This window comes from Tenacibaculum halocynthiae (assembly GCF_964512825.1).
GTDB classification, from domain to species: Bacteria; Bacteroidota; Bacteroidia; order Flavobacteriales; family Flavobacteriaceae; genus Polaribacter; species Polaribacter halocynthiae.
Genome location: NZ_CAZELG010000043.1, coordinates 178,745 through 195,727, shown reverse-complemented (window position 1 = coordinate 195,727; position 16,983 = coordinate 178,745). Strand labels below are relative to the sequence as shown.

At 26.7% G+C, this 16,983-nt stretch carries 17 protein-coding genes; 6 read left to right on the top strand and 11 right to left on the bottom strand.

Annotation, left to right across the window (positions count from 1 at the left end; genetic code table 11):
* Nucleotides 1-71: 71 nt before the first annotated feature.
* Entirely contained in the window at nt 72-1,049 is a 978-nt protein-coding gene (locus ACKTTQ_RS17325) for an endonuclease/exonuclease/phosphatase family protein (protein ID WP_408049918.1), read from the bottom strand.
* 89 nt (nt 1,050-1,138) lie between these two features.
* On the opposite strand from ACKTTQ_RS17325, the gene ACKTTQ_RS17320 reads away from it, so the two are divergent.
* Nucleotides 1,139-1,573, top strand: coding sequence for a hypothetical protein (locus ACKTTQ_RS17320; protein ID WP_408049917.1), 435 nt, complete (start codon nt 1,139-1,141; stop codon nt 1,571-1,573).
* Between the two features lie 129 nt (nt 1,574-1,702).
* Here the strand turns inward: ACKTTQ_RS17320 and ACKTTQ_RS17315 are convergent, their stop codons facing one another.
* The 4 genes from ACKTTQ_RS17315 to ACKTTQ_RS17300 all read right to left on the bottom strand — a co-directional run bounded on the left by ACKTTQ_RS17315 (nt 1,703) and on the right by ACKTTQ_RS17300 (nt 6,138).
* Entirely contained in the window at nt 1,703-2,581 is an 879-nt protein-coding gene (locus ACKTTQ_RS17315; protein WP_408049916.1) for a hypothetical protein, read from the bottom strand.
* A gap of 113 nt (nt 2,582-2,694) precedes the next feature.
* Nucleotides 2,695-3,210 (bottom strand): gamma carbonic anhydrase family protein, encoded by a 516-nt coding sequence (locus tag ACKTTQ_RS17310; RefSeq protein ID WP_093870369.1) that lies wholly within the window; start codon nt 3,208-3,210, stop codon nt 2,695-2,697.
* The gene (locus tag ACKTTQ_RS17305; protein WP_408049915.1) at nt 3,211-3,942 is read right to left on the bottom strand and encodes a LytR/AlgR family response regulator transcription factor; all 732 of its coding nucleotides are present in this window, start codon (nt 3,940-3,942) and stop codon (nt 3,211-3,213) included.
* Between the two features lie 3 nt (nt 3,943-3,945).
* Entirely contained in the window at nt 3,946-6,138 is a 2,193-nt protein-coding gene (locus ACKTTQ_RS17300) for a tetratricopeptide repeat-containing sensor histidine kinase (RefSeq protein WP_408049914.1), read from the bottom strand.
* 305 nt (nt 6,139-6,443) lie between these two features.
* Here ACKTTQ_RS17300 and ACKTTQ_RS17295 point away from each other — a divergent pair, with 305 nt between their 5' ends.
* Nucleotides 6,444-7,145: an SIMPL domain-containing protein gene (locus ACKTTQ_RS17295; RefSeq protein WP_093870366.1), complete on the top strand. Its 702-nt coding sequence runs from the start codon at nt 6,444-6,446 to the stop codon at nt 7,143-7,145.
* Nucleotides 7,146-7,199: 54 nt separating this feature from the next.
* Entirely contained in the window at nt 7,200-8,333 is a 1,134-nt protein-coding gene (locus tag ACKTTQ_RS17290) for a vWA domain-containing protein (RefSeq protein WP_093870365.1), read from the top strand.
* A gap of 56 nt (nt 8,334-8,389) precedes the next feature.
* On the opposite strand, the gene ACKTTQ_RS17285 is transcribed toward ACKTTQ_RS17290, so the two are convergent.
* From ACKTTQ_RS17285 to ACKTTQ_RS17260, 6 genes are all read right to left on the bottom strand, one after another.
* A complete protein-coding gene (locus ACKTTQ_RS17285; protein WP_093870364.1) occupies nt 8,390-9,190 on the bottom strand; it encodes a glucosaminidase domain-containing protein in 801 nt (266 codons plus the stop codon).
* A gap of 20 nt (nt 9,191-9,210) precedes the next feature.
* Nucleotides 9,211-10,143 carry a 1-aminocyclopropane-1-carboxylate deaminase/D-cysteine desulfhydrase gene (locus tag ACKTTQ_RS17280; protein ID WP_408049913.1) on the bottom strand — a complete coding sequence of 311 codons (933 nt, stop codon included), beginning with the start codon at nt 10,141-10,143 and terminating at the stop codon, nt 9,211-9,213.
* Nucleotides 10,144-10,146: 3 nt separating this feature from the next.
* Nucleotides 10,147-10,659 (bottom strand): hypothetical protein, encoded by a 513-nt coding sequence (locus ACKTTQ_RS17275; RefSeq protein WP_299136507.1) that lies wholly within the window; start codon nt 10,657-10,659, stop codon nt 10,147-10,149.
* Nucleotides 10,660-11,064: a hypothetical protein gene (locus tag ACKTTQ_RS17270; protein WP_408049912.1), complete on the bottom strand. Its 405-nt coding sequence runs from the start codon at nt 11,062-11,064 to the stop codon at nt 10,660-10,662. It abuts the gene before it with no gap.
* Nucleotides 11,065-11,212: 148 nt separating this feature from the next.
* Nucleotides 11,213-11,680, bottom strand: coding sequence for a tetratricopeptide repeat protein (locus ACKTTQ_RS17265; RefSeq protein ID WP_408049911.1), 468 nt, complete (start codon nt 11,678-11,680; stop codon nt 11,213-11,215).
* Between the two features lie 15 nt (nt 11,681-11,695).
* Nucleotides 11,696-13,615: an ABC-F family ATP-binding cassette domain-containing protein gene (locus ACKTTQ_RS17260; RefSeq protein WP_093870361.1), complete on the bottom strand. Its 1,920-nt coding sequence runs from the start codon at nt 13,613-13,615 to the stop codon at nt 11,696-11,698.
* A gap of 122 nt (nt 13,616-13,737) precedes the next feature.
* Here ACKTTQ_RS17260 and ACKTTQ_RS17255 point away from each other — a divergent pair, with 122 nt between their 5' ends.
* The 3 genes from ACKTTQ_RS17255 (at nt 13,738) to ACKTTQ_RS17245 (ending at nt 16,853) form a co-directional block, all read left to right on the top strand.
* On the top strand, nt 13,738-14,112 hold the full coding sequence (locus tag ACKTTQ_RS17255) for a DUF983 domain-containing protein (protein ID WP_093870360.1): 375 nt from the start codon (nt 13,738-13,740) through the stop codon (nt 14,110-14,112).
* A 111-nt stretch (nt 14,113-14,223) separates the two neighbouring features.
* Nucleotides 14,224-16,227, top strand: coding sequence for a tetratricopeptide repeat-containing sensor histidine kinase (locus ACKTTQ_RS17250; protein WP_408049910.1), 2,004 nt, complete (start codon nt 14,224-14,226; stop codon nt 16,225-16,227).
* On the top strand, nt 16,224-16,853 hold the full coding sequence (locus ACKTTQ_RS17245; protein ID WP_093870358.1) for a response regulator transcription factor: 630 nt from the start codon (nt 16,224-16,226) through the stop codon (nt 16,851-16,853). Before ACKTTQ_RS17250 ends, ACKTTQ_RS17245 begins: the two co-directional genes overlap by 4 nt.
* Nucleotides 16,854-16,983: the final 130 nt, after the last annotated feature.

The window sequence follows — 16,983 nt, the reverse complement described above, 5'->3', positions numbered from 1 at the left end:
ATTTTAAAATTAATTTTTAATATCCTAACATTATTTTACTTTTTTTAAATAAAACAAAATAAAACCTGCTTTTATCTCAGTTTAAAACTCATCACAACAGGCAGATGATCAGACGATTGACCAAATTCTTTCAATACTTTTCCTTTTATATATTCTATCGTGTTTTTTGTGTAAAAAATGTAGTCTAATCGCTCAAAAGGATCTTTTGTATCAAAAGTCATTTCATATTTAGTATCTAAAAAAGCAGCATTACCAATATTTGGAATCTTAAAAACTTGTTTAATTAATGCATTTTTATATTTTGGATCACTATTAAAATCACCTAATAAAATTGTTGGGTTTGTTTTAGAATATTTTTTAAATAATTGTATTACTTTTTGTAATTGATTTCCTCTTGTTTTTTTATCAAAAGCTTCTAAGTGTACATTCATTAATACCACTTCTTTATCTTCAATAACTACTTTAGTTATTTGTAATAATCTATCTAAATAAAAAGCATCTCTATAAAAAGGGTTATCAGAAACCCTTTCTAAAACAACTCTTTTATATTCTTTTAATGGATACTTACTTAGTATAGATTGTCCAGAAACTACTTTTCCAAAATGCATGCTTGGTGGCCAATACGGAAAAGGTAAATAGCGTTCATCCCAATTAACACCTCTAGCTACGTAATTATATCCTAATTTTGCTATTTCTTCTTCTTGATTAACTTCATATGAACGTGAAGCATTGTAATCTATTTCTTGAAATGCTATAATATCTGGATTCACATTTTTTATTTCCTTAATAACTTTCTTCAAATTAGTATCAAATAGTTCTTTTGATTTAGCTACTGCTCTATTATTTGTCATTCCGCTTAAATATCCAATATTATAAGTTACAATACTATATATAGAATCATTATCTTTTATTGTAGAGTACTCGTTTTGAAGCAATTCAGCATAACTAGATTTCTCTTTTGTTGAAGAAGATGCCCAATAAAAGAAAATTATAAAGATTACAGTTAATAGTAATACAAGCTTCAAAAGAAAGGATAAAAAGCGTTTCATAAAGATGTTAAAGAGTGTTAATATTTCTACCAAATTTAAACCTTTTTATGATTGATTAGTCATAGATGTGTAATTAAAATTTAAATAAAATGAAAAAAATAATAGGGTTTTTAGTTTTTGTAATAAGCATCTCCACTTCTGTAAATGCACAAAAAGAAAAGAAAGAAAGAATGACAGTTGAACAACAAACTGAATTAGCTGTTAAAAAAATGGCTTTAAAGTTAGATTTGACGGATTCTCAACAACGTAGAGTAAAACCTTTACTTGCTGAGCAAATTAATGAAAAGAAGGAATTACGTTCTAAAAGAAAGGCTATGAAAGAAAGTGGTAAAAAACCTTCTGCTGATGAACGTTATGCAGTTGCTAATAGTAGACTTAACAAGTTAATTGCTTTTAAAACAGAAATGAAAAGTATTTTAAACGAAAAGCAATATGAAAGATTTGAAAAAATGACCGCTAAGAAAATACATAAAAGAAAGAAGAAAGCTAAGAAAAAAATACACAAAAGAAGTAATAGACATTAATTAGTAATAGTAGTAGTAGATAGGTTTGATTAACCTGTGATTAGTTTTTAAAGCTCGGTTTTTATAACCGAGCTTTTGTTTTTACAACATTTACTTTAATAAACTTCTAATTTAATAATTCTTGCAAAACTATTTTTTTGTTAGTTCCATTGAAATTGGTTTTCCTGTTTGATTATTAAGCTCTATGTCAATCACCCAAAACTCTTCAACTAACATATCAGTATTTTCAAAAGTTACTATAAAGTCAAAAGAGCCAGAAACTTTTAACTTTGTTGTTGTTCCTTTTATTTTTTTCTCAAAAGAATTCTGTGTCCAGTTTACAAAGTTATTCACCGCTTTATTACTGAATGATTTTATTTTCAATAATTCAAATTCATTTATAATAGTACTTGGAGTATCTGGATTTATTTTTGTTTCTATATTTATATAGGTACTATTATAAGGAAACCTAGCTTTGAAATAAGTTAAAATAGTTTTATCTAAATTTTCTTGATAACTCATTTCTTTAGAGTCTATTAATTTAGAAAAATTAGCAAGTAAATCTTTTACTTCTGACGATTCTCCAATCATATAAGTTGGTAAATTTGAAGTTTTTAAAACTTTCAACTTACTTGTTAACCCGATTAAAATGTTAGTTTCAATTTGAAATTTTGCAATTTTTTTAGCTTTACTTGAAACTTGATTAACTTCTAAATAATTTTTAATTTGTTTAGCCTCTTCTTCATTATTAAATAACCACAATAATTCTTCTTCATTTAAACTCTTATCAAGTAATTCATTTATTTTATTTGCTAAAATAGTTGAAGAACAATCATTTCCTTGACAATCTACAGGTAAAGAAATGCCTTCATTTTGTTCATTCAATCCTTGCTCTTGAAGTGTAGTATTAATTCCATCTGGTGATAGAGTATTAATTTCACTCTCACAATTACTTAATGCTAATGGCATGCTTAAAAAAAGTATTCCTTTGCAAATATTTATAACTAATTTTTCTGTCTTTTTTTTCATTTTTATTTTTTTTCGGCAAAACTACAAACAAAAAACACAGAGTAAGTAAGCCAACGACTTACTTTTGGTAAGTCATTGGCTTACTTTTTAAAATATTTTTATAAACTAATTATTTATTCTTTAAACCATCCAGAATACTTTACGTAATTATTTGCTATCCTATCTATTTCTCCAGAAATAAGTTCTTCTGAAATATCTTTTACTTTTTTAGCTGGTACCCCTGCATAAATACTTCCACTTTCAACTCTTGTGTTTTTTGTAACAACTGCTCCAGCAGCAATAATTGAATTTGATTCTACTACACAGTCATCCATGATAATACTCCCCATTCCTACCAAAACATTATCATGAATTGTACATCCATGAACTATAGCATTATGACCTATTGATACATTATTACCAATAGTTGTTGGTGATTTTTGATAAGTCGCGTGAATTACTGCTCCGTCTTGTATGTTCACTTTATTTCCCATTTTTATATAGTGTACATCTCCACGAATTACCGCATTAAACCACACACTACATTCTTTACCTATTTGTACATCTCCAACTATAGTAGCATTCTCTGCCACATAACAATCATCAGGTATCTGTGGATATTTTCCGTTTACTGGTTTTATAATTTTCATTTATTTAAAATATGATAATAAGTTTGCTTTTTTTGTTGATGATACTGTTATTTCTTTTCCATTAGAAACAACAATACTCCCTCCTTTACCTTTTTTATATTTTACAATAGCATTTACGTTTACCAAATACGATTTATGTACTCTAGCAAATGTGTATTCTTTTAATATTTCTTCAAAATGTTTTAATGTTTTGCTTACTAATTTTTTTGTGTTTGCAAAATATATTTCTGTATAATTATCATCAGCTTTACAAAAAAGAATATCATTTACATCTATTACTTCAAAACCGTCTAACTGTGGAATTGTAATTTTCCCAGATTTAGTAATTTCTTTAGGAGTCAATACTTCATTTTCAAGTGCTATCTCTTTTTCTTTTATTTCTGTAACATGATTTACTGCCTTTATCAATTCATCTATTGATATAGGCTTTAATAAATAATAAGAAGCTTGATTATTTAATGCATCTATTGCATAATGATCATAGGCAGTTACAAAAATAGTTTCAAAGGTTCTATCTCCAACTTTTTCTAACAAGTCAAAAGCATTTCCATATGGCATTTCAACATCTAAAAACACTAAATCTAACTCATGCTTCTGAATTAGTTCATACCCGTCTTTAATATTGCTTGCTTCTCCTAATAGCTTTACATTTGGACAATACTTTCCTATATAATTTCTAAGTATATCTCTACTTATAGCTTCATCTTCTACAATGATGGCATTTATTTTCATAGCTTAATCTTTTTTTAATATTAATTCGACTTTTGTACCTCTTCCATCAGCAAAATTATCAGTTACATTTACTGATATTTTATCTTGATACATATCATTAAGAATGCCTATTCTATTTTTTATAGTACTCATTCCTTTTGACTTTTGCTTTAGCTGATTTTTTGTTTTCATTTCCATTGACTTTTTTCTACCCACACCATCATCTTCAATGTTTATCATTATGGTATTTTCTGTTTTCTGATTCATAGAAATAATAAGATTCCCTTTTTCTTTCTTATATCGAAGCCCATGCCATATAGCATTTTCAATATAGGGTTGTAAAAGCATTGGCGGGATAGAATACTTATCTAAAGGAATTTTTTCATCAACAGAAATAGTATATTCAAATTTATCTTGGAATCTATTATGTTCTAACTTCACATATAATTGTAAAAGTTCAATTTCTTTTGAAAGTGGTATAAAATCTTCATCAGAATTTTCAAGTACAGAACGCATTAGCACTGAGAATTCAGATAAATATCGATTAGCACTTCGTTCATCATTTACAGCTATAAAACTATTAACAGAATTTAGTGCATTAAAAATAAAATGCGGATTCATTTGCGAACGCATTGATTTCAAAGCAAGTAAATTATTGGCTAATTTTTGCTGTCTTATATTTCTATACATATAATAAACAAGTAAACTAATTAACAACATACCTCCTAATAAAGAATAAATTATTATTTCTTGTCGCTTATTACTTTCTTCAACTAATTGTTGATCTTTATATGCTAAGTTTATTTTACTATCAGAAAGTTCTTTATCTTTTTCTAAACTTGCAATTCTATTTTGGTTATCGAATATTCGTTTACTAAATCTTTTTACTTGCTGTATTTCTTGTTCCTTTTTTATATACAAAGTATCTACCAATTTCACATAATCTTGGTAACTCTTTAACGCTTTTGTATAATCACCTACAGTTTCATGTATTTCAGATAATTTCCTTGTTGCATCTTTTTTTATAATTAAGTCTTCACTTTTATCAGCATCGTCAATACTTTTTTCTAAAAAAGCTATTGCCTCTTGATAATTTTCTTTTTGAAGATATGCATTTCCAATTTTATAATTTATTTTTTGTGAAGTTATTGAGTCTACAAGTGTTTCTTTATCTTCTGTTTCTATATTAATATCTTTTGCCTTTTTTAAACTCTCTTTTCGTAATTGAATTTCATCATCAAACCGACCAGATTTATTATAAAAATCAGCAACTTTTTGTTCTTCTTTTAATGATCGCTTAATATTTTCTTTATTAGCTAACTGCAATGAATTTTGAAATAAAATATCTGCTTTTTTTATTTTACCTTGTTCAGCAAACACTTCAGCTAATTTTGAATTTAAGTCTGTTACTTTAGGAGTTATTAAATTTTTCTTTGCAATTATTAATGCTTGTTTATAGTTATATTCTGCCTTAGTAAATTTTTTTTTCCCTTTAAAAACATCACCTAAACCTTCAAATGCAGTTAATTTCTCATAAGCACTTAACCTTCCTTTTAAACTTTTTAAATAAGATTGTTCGCTTTCAGAATACTGCTTATTCAAAGACTCAACTTTGGCTAGTTCTAATCGAACTTTAGCACTTTCTTTTTCTTTTAAGGATGCTTTATAATTTTCAATAGCTAAATCATATTGTTTCCAATACAAATAAATATCAGCCAACACCTTAAAAGAAGCACTTCTTCTTGACTTAGACTCTACCTCTTTTAATGTTTTTTCTATGAACGATAAACTTTTATCTATATTTTTTTTCTTATAAAATTTAGCTGAATCAAGGTATTCATTGTATGAAGATTCTCTTTTTCTCTTTTTGAGAGATCTAGGATTTTTTAAAACCCTACTAAACACTTTTTTATCTATAGTGCTTTCTACCTCTATCCGAATATCATCATTACCCTGAATAGTATAATACACAGTATTAAAATCGGAATGCCTTACTATTAATTCATCTCCTTTTTTAGCTTTTATTTCATATCTGCCTTTTATTGGAGAATATTTATAAAAAGAACCATTAACCATCACATCAGCGTTAGGTATTGACTTCTTACTTTCTATATCAACTACTTGTACTTTTATAATATAATTTGCACTTTTTAATTGTTGAGAAACTAGTGTATGAGTTACTAAAAAAAAGAGTACTATTTGTATTTTTTTCCACATTTTTATATGATTTCCTTTTTAAAGATATTTAAAATTGTAAAAAATATCTGTCCTATTTATTAGAAAAAAGTTTTACCGAAAACTTACAGTAGTTCTTTTTACTTTTAATATGATGTAAACTTATCATCAAAAAACCAATAAAAAAAATGCTTCTCCTCTTAAAATAGGGTTTTTCCCTGTGATTTTTCCTTGTTAACTAAATTAGTTATCCCGTTTACTCATTAAAAAAGGGCACATACTCATTCTTCTTTTTATTATGAAAAAGTTGGTAGTAGTTTTACACTATCAAAAAACAATAAATCATTATGAGGACTATTTACATTTTACTTCTTCTTTTTATTTCAACTACAAGTATCAGTCAAATAAATACTAATGAAAGACCACATATTAATATTACAGGAAAAGCTGAATTGGAAGTTAGTCCTGATGAAATTCACATTGATATTTGTTTACAAGAACGAGTAGAAAAGGGTAAGAAAATCACTTTAGGAGAACTAGAAAACTCTTTAAAAAGGGAATTACAACTCATTAATATCCCTAGCAAAAATTTATCTATTTCTGACGTTAACTCTATAATTTCAAAAACTGGTTGGTGGACAAAAGAAATACTTTCAATTGGTAAATATACTTTAAAAATAGCTGGGGCTCAAAAATTGAAACAAGCCTTTAAAATTTTCAAGAAATTAAAGATCACTGAAGCTTCTTTAACTAAAGCTACGCATTCAAAACTTGCAGAGTATAGAAAGAAAAATAGAATTAATGCTATTAAAGCAGCCAAAGAAAAAGCTGATTATTTACTTAATGCTATTAATGCTAAAACAGGTAAACCAATTAAAGTAACAGAAATTGAACAAAACCATCAAAATTTTGCACAAATTAACTATGTAGGTAATTCTAATTCATACAATTCTAACATTTCAAAAATTAAAAGCTACAGAAACGAAACTGTTCAATTTGAAAACATAAAACTTGTTTCTACAATCCATGTGATTTTTGAAATTAAATAATAGTAATTCAACTCCAAACTTTTAATCTTTTTATAAACTTAAAAACAAAAAATTATGAGAACTTATGTATTAAAAGTATTTCTATTAATTCATTTATTAACTGGTATAACCAGCTATGCTACTAATAACCCAATTATTAAAAATGATAACAAAAAACAAACTGTTAAGGTTGCTTTATTATTAGATACTAGTAATAGTATGGATGGTCTTATTAATCAAGCAAAAGCACAACTTTGGGAAATTGTCAATGAACTTTCATATGCAAAATGTAGAGGAAAATCGCCTAATTTAAAGATTGCTTTGTATGAATATGGAAATAGTAGATTATCTGTAAAAGAAGGGTATATCAAACTAGTTTCAAAATTTACAAGTGATCTAGATGAAATTTCTGAACATTTATTTTCATTAACTACTAATGGAGGAAGTGAATATTGTGGTCAAGCAATCCAAACTTCCATAAATGAATTAAAATGGGGAGAAGATAAAGGTGATTTAAAAATGATTTTCATTGCAGGAAACGAACCTTTTACTCAAGGTAAGGTTAACTTTAAAGACGCTATAACAGATGCTAAAGAAAAAGACATTACTATAAATACTATTTTTTGTGGAAATTATAATCAAGGAATTTCTGGAAGCTGGCAACAAGGTGCGCATTTAGGTGGTGGTGATTATATGACTATTAATCAAAATAAAAATATTGTACATATTGTTACACCATACGATAATGACATTATAATTTTAAATAAAAAACTTAATAAGACTTACTTATATTATGGTAATAAAGGAGCTTCAAAGTATGAAAAACAAGCGAAACAAGATACTAATGCAGAGGCTTTAGATGAAGTCGTTGTTGTAAAAAGAGCTGTTACTAAAAGCTCTAAATTATATAACAATGCCTCTTGGGATTTAGTAGATGCTTCAAAAGATAAAAACTTTTCATATAAAAAACTAAAAAAGAAACAATTGCCAAGTTACTTACAAAATAAATCTACCCAAGAAATTAAAAGTTATGTAAAAAAACAACATGCTGAGCGTAAAGAAATTCAACTTAAAATTCAAGAATTAAGTAAAAAAAGAAAAAAATTTGTTGCAAAAAAACAAAAGGAAAACAATAAAAAGAATGAATTAGAAAGTGTTATAATAAAAGCTATTAAAAAACAAGCTAAAAAGAAAAACTACTCATGGTAGTGATAATCGGGGGATTATTAAAAAAGCGAAGTATATATTATACTTCGCTTTTTATTTTATTGTAACAATAAATGTTGTCCTATACTAATTGTATTATCTTTTAATCCGTTTACTTCTTTTAGCTGTTTTACACTCACATCAAACTTTCTAGCAATTGAAAATAAAGTATCTCCTTTTTTAACTTTATAATAATTTCCTACAGTTTTAACTGGTGTATATTTATTTTTTTTCTTTGGAAGTTTCATATAATCATATTTTGATAGGTTATACTTTTTTATAATACCTATCAATTTTTGAGGATACCTTCTATCCGTTGCATATCCCGCTCTTCTTAAACCATATGCCCATGCTTTATAGTTTGTGTGTTTGTATTTAAACAAACTCGCATATCGCTTTCTTGATGTTAAAAATTTTGAATGATCTTCATAGGATGTTTCTGGATATTTATATTTTCTAAAACATTCTCCTTTTTCATCATCATCATGTGTTACTCTTTTTCCTTTCCAACCTCTATGACACTTTATTCCGAAATGATTATTTGAACGAATTGCAAGAGGACTTCTACCACTCCCTGACTCTAGTACTCCTTGGGCAAGTGTTATACTTGCTGGAATATTGTATTCATACATTTTTCTTACCGCTATCGGAGCATATTTTTCAATATAAGCTACAGTATGATTAGTAGTTGTTTTTCTTACTTTTTTTACTTGTTCTAGTTGTGGTATATCTGGTACATTTTCTGGTGTTTTTTCTAACACTACTTGCTTTCTATTAGAATTAACTACTCTTTTTTTAGAGCCACAACTTGTTAAAACCAATGTACTTATTATAAGTACTAAACTTATTTTTAATTTCATATATACCTTCCTAAAAATCTTTATTTTATTAATGGTTTCTTTTTTTTCTTTAACCTTTCATTTATGCCGGTTATACCTTGTAAGCCTCCTGTATGGATTGCTATTATTTTACTACCCCTCTTAAATTTGTTTTTAGAAATCATATCTAAGAGTCCAAACATCATTTTTCCAGTATAAATAGGATCTAAAGGAATATCTGTAGCATCTTTAAATTGATTAATAAATGTAATTAATTCGTCATTAAGCTTTCCATACCCACCAAAATGATACTTACTTTCTATGCTCCAATTATCATTCCTATTTGATAAGTTAATAATTTCATTAATTAAAAAATCGCCTTTCAAAGCTGGAAATCCAATTATTTTTTGACCGGAATATGCTGAATTAATCAATCCCGAAATGGTACCACCAGTACCTATTGCACAACAAATATAATTGAATTTTTCATCTTCTGAAGTCAAAATTTCCTCACAACCTCGAATAGCTAATTCGTTAGTACCTCCCTCTGGAATTATATAAAACTCTCCAAACTCATCTTTTAAACTATCAATAAAACTTGCTGCGGTTTTATTCCTATAAGCTTCTCGAGAAACAAATTTAAAACGCATTCCATTTTTATGAGCATCCTTCAGAGTTAAATTTGTTTGTAAAACTTCTTTTAAATTAATTGCAAGTTCATCTCCTCGTATAATTCCAATTGAGTTTAAGCCTGCTAATTGAGCAAAAGATGCAGTTGCAGCTATATGATTAGAGTATGCACCTCCAAAAGTTAGTAACGTTTCTACTTTTAAATTCTTAGCTTCTTTTACATTATACTTTAACTTTCTAAATTTATTACCAGATACAAAAGGATGAATCTCGTCTTCTCTTTTAATAAAAAGATGGATACCTTTTTCTTCTAAAACAGGTAATAATACTTGTTGATTTCTTGTAACTACTGAATTAGTAAGCATAAATTATTTCCAAAAATCAATATCAAAAACACTTCCTTTTATAATACCTGTATATGTATTATTCCAATAAATATCTCCATTTTCTAACTCAACAAAAACTCTGTAATGCCCTTCAGGATAAGTTGAAAAATCAATTTTTAAAGATGATTTATTCAGCCCCTCAAACGATTTGATTGATTTTTGTTTTAGTTCACTTGAACTATATAATTTAGTATTTAAAATAGACGAATAATCTACATTCAAAAACTCTTTGCTTACTATAGCCTTAACTATCCATACATTTTTTATACTAGATGTCGATTTTACACTTAAAAAGGAATTGGTAGGTATTGGATACATTGCTACGACACTTCTTTTTGTATAAATATTGGGGTTCGCTATTTTCCCTGTAACATTCCCCATAAGGTCTACCAACTCAAGTCCTGTAGTAATTTCAATTGCCTTTGGTTCTTTTTTAATTTCTTCATCTTTAGTACATGAAACTATTAAAATAACATATAATAAATATTTTCTCATCTATTTGAATTCTTTGTTAGCCCAGTTGAAAAACACTTTAACTTTTTTTTCATTTTCATCTAACCACTTTTGTGAACCAACTTCGACTTGTGTTATTAATTTACAATAAGTTTCTAAATGTTCACTTTTTGCTATTTTATAAAAAAAAGGAATATAAAACTCATTCCAAAAATTTCTTTTTTTATTTGAACTAAATTCACCTAAAAACTCAAAAAAATCTCCAGTATTTTTAATAAATAATTCTTCTTTAGTTTTATTTTTATTTTCTTCTAATTCTTTTGATGCTATCAACATTGACCACATTAACTCATGAGCTCCAAACTCATTATTAGAATTAGAGTTTACGTTTACAATTATATTTTTCTTACCTCCTTTATCTTTAATCTTTACTACACCTTCATGCACTCTTTTAAATATATCAAATATTTCTTCTGTTCTAATAGTATTAGGCTCTATTAAAAGAAAATAATAACTAGCTAATAACGTAGGTATTTTATTTCCCTTATCATTATTTAATTTTGCTAAATAAAAATGACTCGAACCATGAACTGGATTATCTCTTATAGCTTTTTTTTAAATGAATTTCTCCTTTTTTATAATTCTCTACTTTCAAATAGTTTACTGCTAAATTAAAATGAAGTAAATAATTGTCTCCTATTTTTTTTATCCCTTCTTCGAAAACTTTAATAGACTTTTTAGTTTTTCCAAGCATATCAAGTGCTGAACCTTTATTAATATAAGCGGGCAATAAATGTTTCTTTCCTTTTTTTATTATTTTATTAGAATATTTTATAGCTTTTCTATATTCTTTTGCACTAAAAAGCGACAATGAAATTTCATAATTAGCTAATTCTGAATTAGGTTTTATTTCAAGAGCTTTTTTATAATATTTTATAGCTTCTTTGTACCTACCTTTATCATGGTTTGATATACCAACTTCTATAAATTTTTTAAAATTCTCTTGGGAAGCTAGCACTAAAGGAATGCTTAATAATAAAAATGTAATAGCAATTTTTTTCATACTCTTTATTTCAATTTAATTAAATTTTTCGACTTTTTCTTCTACTAGCTCCCATTCTTCCATTAGTGTATCAACTTTAGCTTTTTTTGCTTTATATTTTTCAAAAAAATTAGGCCTTGAAGATACTTCATCATAATTCTCAGCTAACTCTAAATCAATTTTTTCAATTTCACTTTCCAAATCAGCTATTTGATTTTCAATGTTACCGAGTTTATTTTTTAGTTTTTTGAGTTCTTTTTCTTCCTCTCTAGATAATTTATAGGCCTCCTTTTTAGAAGTATCTTTAGTCTCTTTTATAACCGTTTTCTTTTCAGCTTCACGTAAACTTTCCATTTTATGTTGCTCTAAGAAATAATCAATATCGCCTAAATATTCTTTAATCTCTCTATCTTTAAACCCATAAACTGTTGTTGTTAAGCCTTGTAAAAAATCACGATCATGCGATACTATAATTAATGTTCCATTAAACTCAGCAAGAGCTTTTTTTAATACATTTTTAGAGGCAATATCTAAGTGATTCGTAGGCTCATCCATTATTAACACATTAAAAGGTGATAATAATAATTTACATAAAGCCAAACGATTCCTTTCTCCTCCAGATAGTACTTTTGCTTTCTTATCTGCAGCATCTCCTCCAAATAAAAACGACCCTAGCATATCCCTTACTCGCATTCTATTAGAATCAGTTGCAGCATCTTCCATTATTTCCAAAACTGTTTTTTCTGGTGGTAAATGTTCTGATTGATTTTGAGCAAAATATCCTACTTGAACGTTATGACCTAGTTTTAAATTTCCTTCAAATGGAATTTCACCAACCATCATTTTTGCTAATGTTGATTTTCCTTGCCCATTTTGACCTACAAAAGCTATTTTACTATTACGTTCAATTAATAAGTCAACATTTTCTAAAACGTGCTTATCACCATAACTTTTATATAAATTTTCAGCCTCTACAATTATTTTACCTGGTTCTTTAGATATACTAAAACGAACATTCATTGCTGCATTATCTTCTCCATCAACCTCAATACGCTGAACTTTGTCAAGCTGTTTCATTAACGATTGTGCCATAGATGCCTTACTTGCTTTGGCCTTAAACTTGTCAATTAACTGCTGCTTAGCTTTTATTTCTTTGTCTTGATTTTTCTGAGCTTGTAGTTGTTTTTCTTTTATTTCTGCTCTTAACTCTAAGAATTGAGAATATGGTTTTTTATAATCGTATATCTGACCTAAAGAAATTTCTATAGTTCTATTAGTTACATTATCTAAAAACATTTTATCATGCGATACTAATACAATAGCTCCTTGATAATTTTTCAAGAAATTTTCTAACCAAATAATTGACTCAATATCAAGGTGATTTGTTGGTTCATCCAGTAACAAGATATCATTATTTTGTAATAATAACTTTGCTAGTTCAATACGCATACGCCATCCCCCAGAAAAAGTATCAGTTAACTTATTAAAATCTTCACGTTGAAAACCTAATCCTTGTAATATTTTTTCTGTATCACCTTGGTAGTTGTAACCTCCTAAGAGTTCATATCTTTCAGTTTTTTCGTTTAAATCAATTATCAATTGATTATAACCTTCACTTTCATAATCAGTTCTTTCTACTAATTGCTGATTTATTTCATCTAATTGAAGTTCAATTTCTTTAATTTCAGTAAAAGCCTGGTATGCTTCTTCTAAAATAGTTCTTCCCTTAACAAAGTCGATATCTTGACGTAAAAAACCTATACGTACCTCCTTATCAAAGGCCATAGTACCTCCACTGCTTTCTATATCTTTTGATAATACTTTTAATAAAGTAGATTTTCCTGCTCCATTTTTTCCTATCAACCCTATTCTATCTCCTTTATTTAATTTAAAAGTGATTCCAGAAAATAAATCAGTTCCCATAAAAGAAACTGTTAAATTATGTACGTTTAACATATATATTTTAACTTATTACAGTAACTTTGTAACTCTTGTTACTTAATGTTTTTTTGTTTTTGTTGAAATTTGTACAAACTTACAAAAACGAAATAGTTATTTAAGCTTATACCCCTAAGATTATGTTTGGAAAAGGCAGTAAATTATATAGTATATTCAAAAGTAAATGCCCTCAATGCCATGAAGGTGATTTTTTTAAATACAGAATTTCAATAAATCCTAAAAAGATTACAAAATTACATGATAATTGCCCTAATTGTAATTTAAAATACATGATGGAACCCTCTTTTTTCTTTGGGGCAATGTATATTAACTATGGTATCGCAGTAGCTTTATTTGTAGCTATTTTTATTATTGCTAAACTATTTTTTGGTCTCTCAATTTTACAAAGTTTTATTGCCATAATTATAGTATCTTTTTTACTTACACCTTTTAGTTTACGTTTATCAAGAATTATTTGGATAAACTTATTTGTTAAGTATAACAAGATAAAATAGTATCATAAAAGAGACTTTTTACTATTTACAATTATTCATTTTTTTACTATATTTGGGTATAGGGTCCCTCGCTTTTGATTTAATTGTATTTTTTAAATTAAAAATCCCCATTTGAAACAATATCTTTATTTTATACCTATTTTAATTATCTATTCTTTTTTTTATCAAAAAAAGAGATCAGATAAGAAAATCAATTCTTTTAAAACTGCTCAAGTTCAACTAAGAAATTTCGATAGTTTAATTAAACTATCGAAATCAAAAAAAGAATTTGATTTAATGGTTGATTACTCTGAAAAATATATTGAGTTAGCTATAAAAAGTAAAGAATATAAAAAAGCTATTAGCCGTGGTATCAAAGTAATTTATTATATAAACACTCATTTCGGGCAAAGAGAACGTGCTTTTAAACTACTAAATAAAATTGAAAAATTTAAAAATAAAATTGATGATAGCTTTTTAATTGGTGCCATTTATTTAAAAAAAGGTGGACTATATTTTAATGGGAAAAATTATACAAAAGCCATTGATAATTATACGATAGCTATTAATACATTTACTGATAAAGATTATATTCATTCTGCTGATGCATATTTTTTCAGAGGTCAAGCTTATTACAACGGCCATAATTTCCTAAGCGCTCTTTCAAGTTATGAAAAAGCATTAGATTATTATACCTCCTTAAATGATGTTCATTATGCTTTTTACACAAAATCAGCAATGATTAATATACATGGAGCAAATGGATTTATTGATAAAGCTATACAAGAACGATTAAAACTTATAAATGAAAAAATTGAAACAGATTTCACTTTAGGTTTATCTAATGACTATCAAAATTTAGCTGCCGAATACAAAAAAAACAAGCAATACAAAAAACAAAAATTTTATCTTACAAAGGCTGTTGAAAAAGCAAAAAAAGAGAACGATGAGTTTAAAAACTTATCTTACATTTATTGTGATTTAGCTCAATATTATTTAGACAACAACAAAAATAACAAGGCTAAAACATATTATGAGCTGGCTACCAAACTAATAAAAACTTCAGATAATGACAACTATCATTATTATAAAAAATTAAGAAGCTACTACTTATATAAGAATAACAACTTAAAACAAGCACTTGTTGTTGCCAAACAAGTACTATTTGATGCAAAGAAACAACATCACACACAAGATGTTATCGATGCTGAAAAACTTTTATATAAAATATTTAAAGCACAAAGTAATTTTGGAGAAGCTCTGAAACATTATGATTCTTATAATTACATTAAAGATTCTATTTTCAACATAGAGAAACTAAATATTCTTTACTATTACCAAACGTTGCATGAAAAAAAGATAAATGACCAAAAAATACAACAACAAAAAAGTGATATTTTAATTCTTAAAAAAGAAAAAAAGAATAAGTATATATTACTTATTAGTCTTCTTGTTCTTAGCTTATCAATAATCACCTTAATTTATTTCTTTTTAAATAGTAGATACTTAAAAAGAAAACAACGATTACAAAGACTATATTCTCAAAATTTATTATCTTATATAGATAATGAAAGAAAAAGAGTTTCAAAAGATTTACATGATAGTCTCGGTCAAAAACTACTACTAGTAAAAAATCAAGTTTTAATTAATAGTGATAAAAAAGGCTGTGAATTAGTTAATGAAGCTATCAATGAAATACGTATAATTTCTAAAAATCTTCAACCGAATCAAATAAAGCAAATTGGAATTACGAAATCTATTGAAGACTTGATCTATGAATTAGATTCTCATTATTCAACTATTTTGGTTTTTGGAGATATTGATAATATTGATCATCTATTAACTCCTAAACAGGAATTAAATTTATATAGAATAATTCAAGAATGCCTAAACAACATTATTAAACATTCAAAAGCTGATTCTGCTCAAGTTATGATTAATGAAACTCGTAAAAGAATATTTTTATCAGTAAAAGATAATGGCGTTGGTTTTAACTATTTTGAAAAATATCAAAAACCCAATAGTATTGGATTAAAAAACTTAAAGAATAGAGTGATTTTTTTAAAAGGGTTAATCAGAGTCAAGTCTATATTAAATAAAGGTACAACCATTGAAATTTCATTTCCTAAAATATGAAACCAACCATTTACATAGCTGATGATCACCCTATATTGATTAAAGGGTTGAAAGATTTATTAATTGAAAAAGAGTATAATATCATAGGTACAGGAAATGATGGGAAATCTGCACTTAATTTTATACTAAAAAACCAACCCTCTATAGCCATTTTAGATGTTGAAATGCCTAAGTTAACAGGTATAGAAGTAGCTAAAGAATGTTTAAAAAATAATGTAAGTTCAAAAATTATACTTATTACACTTCACAAAGAAGTTCAATTATATTTACAAGCAAAGAAATATAATATCTATGGATATATATTAAAAGAATTTGCACTTGAAGAAATTGAATTATGTATAAATTCTGTTTTAAATAATACTCCTTTTTTTAGTCAAAAAATTAAAGATCTTTTAAATTTTACTGAAGATGACAATAGTGTATTAAAAGATTTCACGTTAGCAGAGAGACGAATATTAAAGCTAATTTCGCAACATAAAACAAATAAGGAAATTGGTCATTTACTTTTTTTATCACCTAGAACTATTGAAAAATATAGAAGCAAAATTATTTTGAAGCTAGATTTAAGCCCTAAAACAGGGGCCTTACTTAACTGGACTCAAAAAAACAAGCACTTGTTTACTTAAGCAAAAATGTTTTTGGGTATTAATACCCATCTCCGTATCAATAATATTCGTTTATTTTGTTTAACAGAAAAGACCAAACACTGTAAGAATGTAATCTAATAAGGGAATTTATTCTTTTCTGGGGGGATTT

Coding starts and splice junctions, on each gene's coding strand:
- ACKTTQ_RS17325 (WP_408049918.1), bottom strand. CDS start 1,049: ATGAAACGCTTTTTATCCTTTCTTTTGAAGCTTGTATTACTATTAACT.
- ACKTTQ_RS17320 (WP_408049917.1), top strand. CDS start 1,139: ATGAAAAAAATAATAGGGTTTTTAGTTTTTGTAATAAGCATCTCCACT.
- ACKTTQ_RS17315 (WP_408049916.1), bottom strand. CDS start 2,581: ATGAAAAAAAAGACAGAAAAATTAGTTATAAATATTTGCAAAGGAATA.
- ACKTTQ_RS17310 (WP_093870369.1), bottom strand. CDS start 3,210: ATGAAAATTATAAAACCAGTAAACGGAAAATATCCACAGATACCTGAT.
- ACKTTQ_RS17305 (WP_408049915.1), bottom strand. CDS start 3,942: ATGAAAATAAATGCCATCATTGTAGAAGATGAAGCTATAAGTAGAGAT.
- ACKTTQ_RS17300 (WP_408049914.1), bottom strand. CDS start 6,138: ATGTGGAAAAAAATACAAATAGTACTCTTTTTTTTAGTAACTCATACA.
- ACKTTQ_RS17295 (WP_093870366.1), top strand. CDS start 6,444: ATGAGGACTATTTACATTTTACTTCTTCTTTTTATTTCAACTACAAGT.
- ACKTTQ_RS17290 (WP_093870365.1), top strand. CDS start 7,200: ATGAGAACTTATGTATTAAAAGTATTTCTATTAATTCATTTATTAACT.
- ACKTTQ_RS17285 (WP_093870364.1), bottom strand. CDS start 9,190: ATGAAATTAAAAATAAGTTTAGTACTTATAATAAGTACATTGGTTTTA.
- ACKTTQ_RS17280 (WP_408049913.1), bottom strand. CDS start 10,143: ATGCTTACTAATTCAGTAGTTACAAGAAATCAACAAGTATTATTACCT.
- ACKTTQ_RS17275 (WP_299136507.1), bottom strand. CDS start 10,659: ATGAGAAAATATTTATTATATGTTATTTTAATAGTTTCATGTACTAAA.
- ACKTTQ_RS17265 (WP_408049911.1), bottom strand. CDS start 11,680: ATGAAAAAAATTGCTATTACATTTTTATTATTAAGCATTCCTTTAGTG.
- ACKTTQ_RS17260 (WP_093870361.1), bottom strand. CDS start 13,615: ATGTTAAACGTACATAATTTAACAGTTTCTTTTATGGGAACTGATTTA.
- ACKTTQ_RS17255 (WP_093870360.1), top strand. CDS start 13,738: ATGTTTGGAAAAGGCAGTAAATTATATAGTATATTCAAAAGTAAATGC.
- ACKTTQ_RS17245 (WP_093870358.1), top strand. CDS start 16,224: ATGAAACCAACCATTTACATAGCTGATGATCACCCTATATTGATTAAA.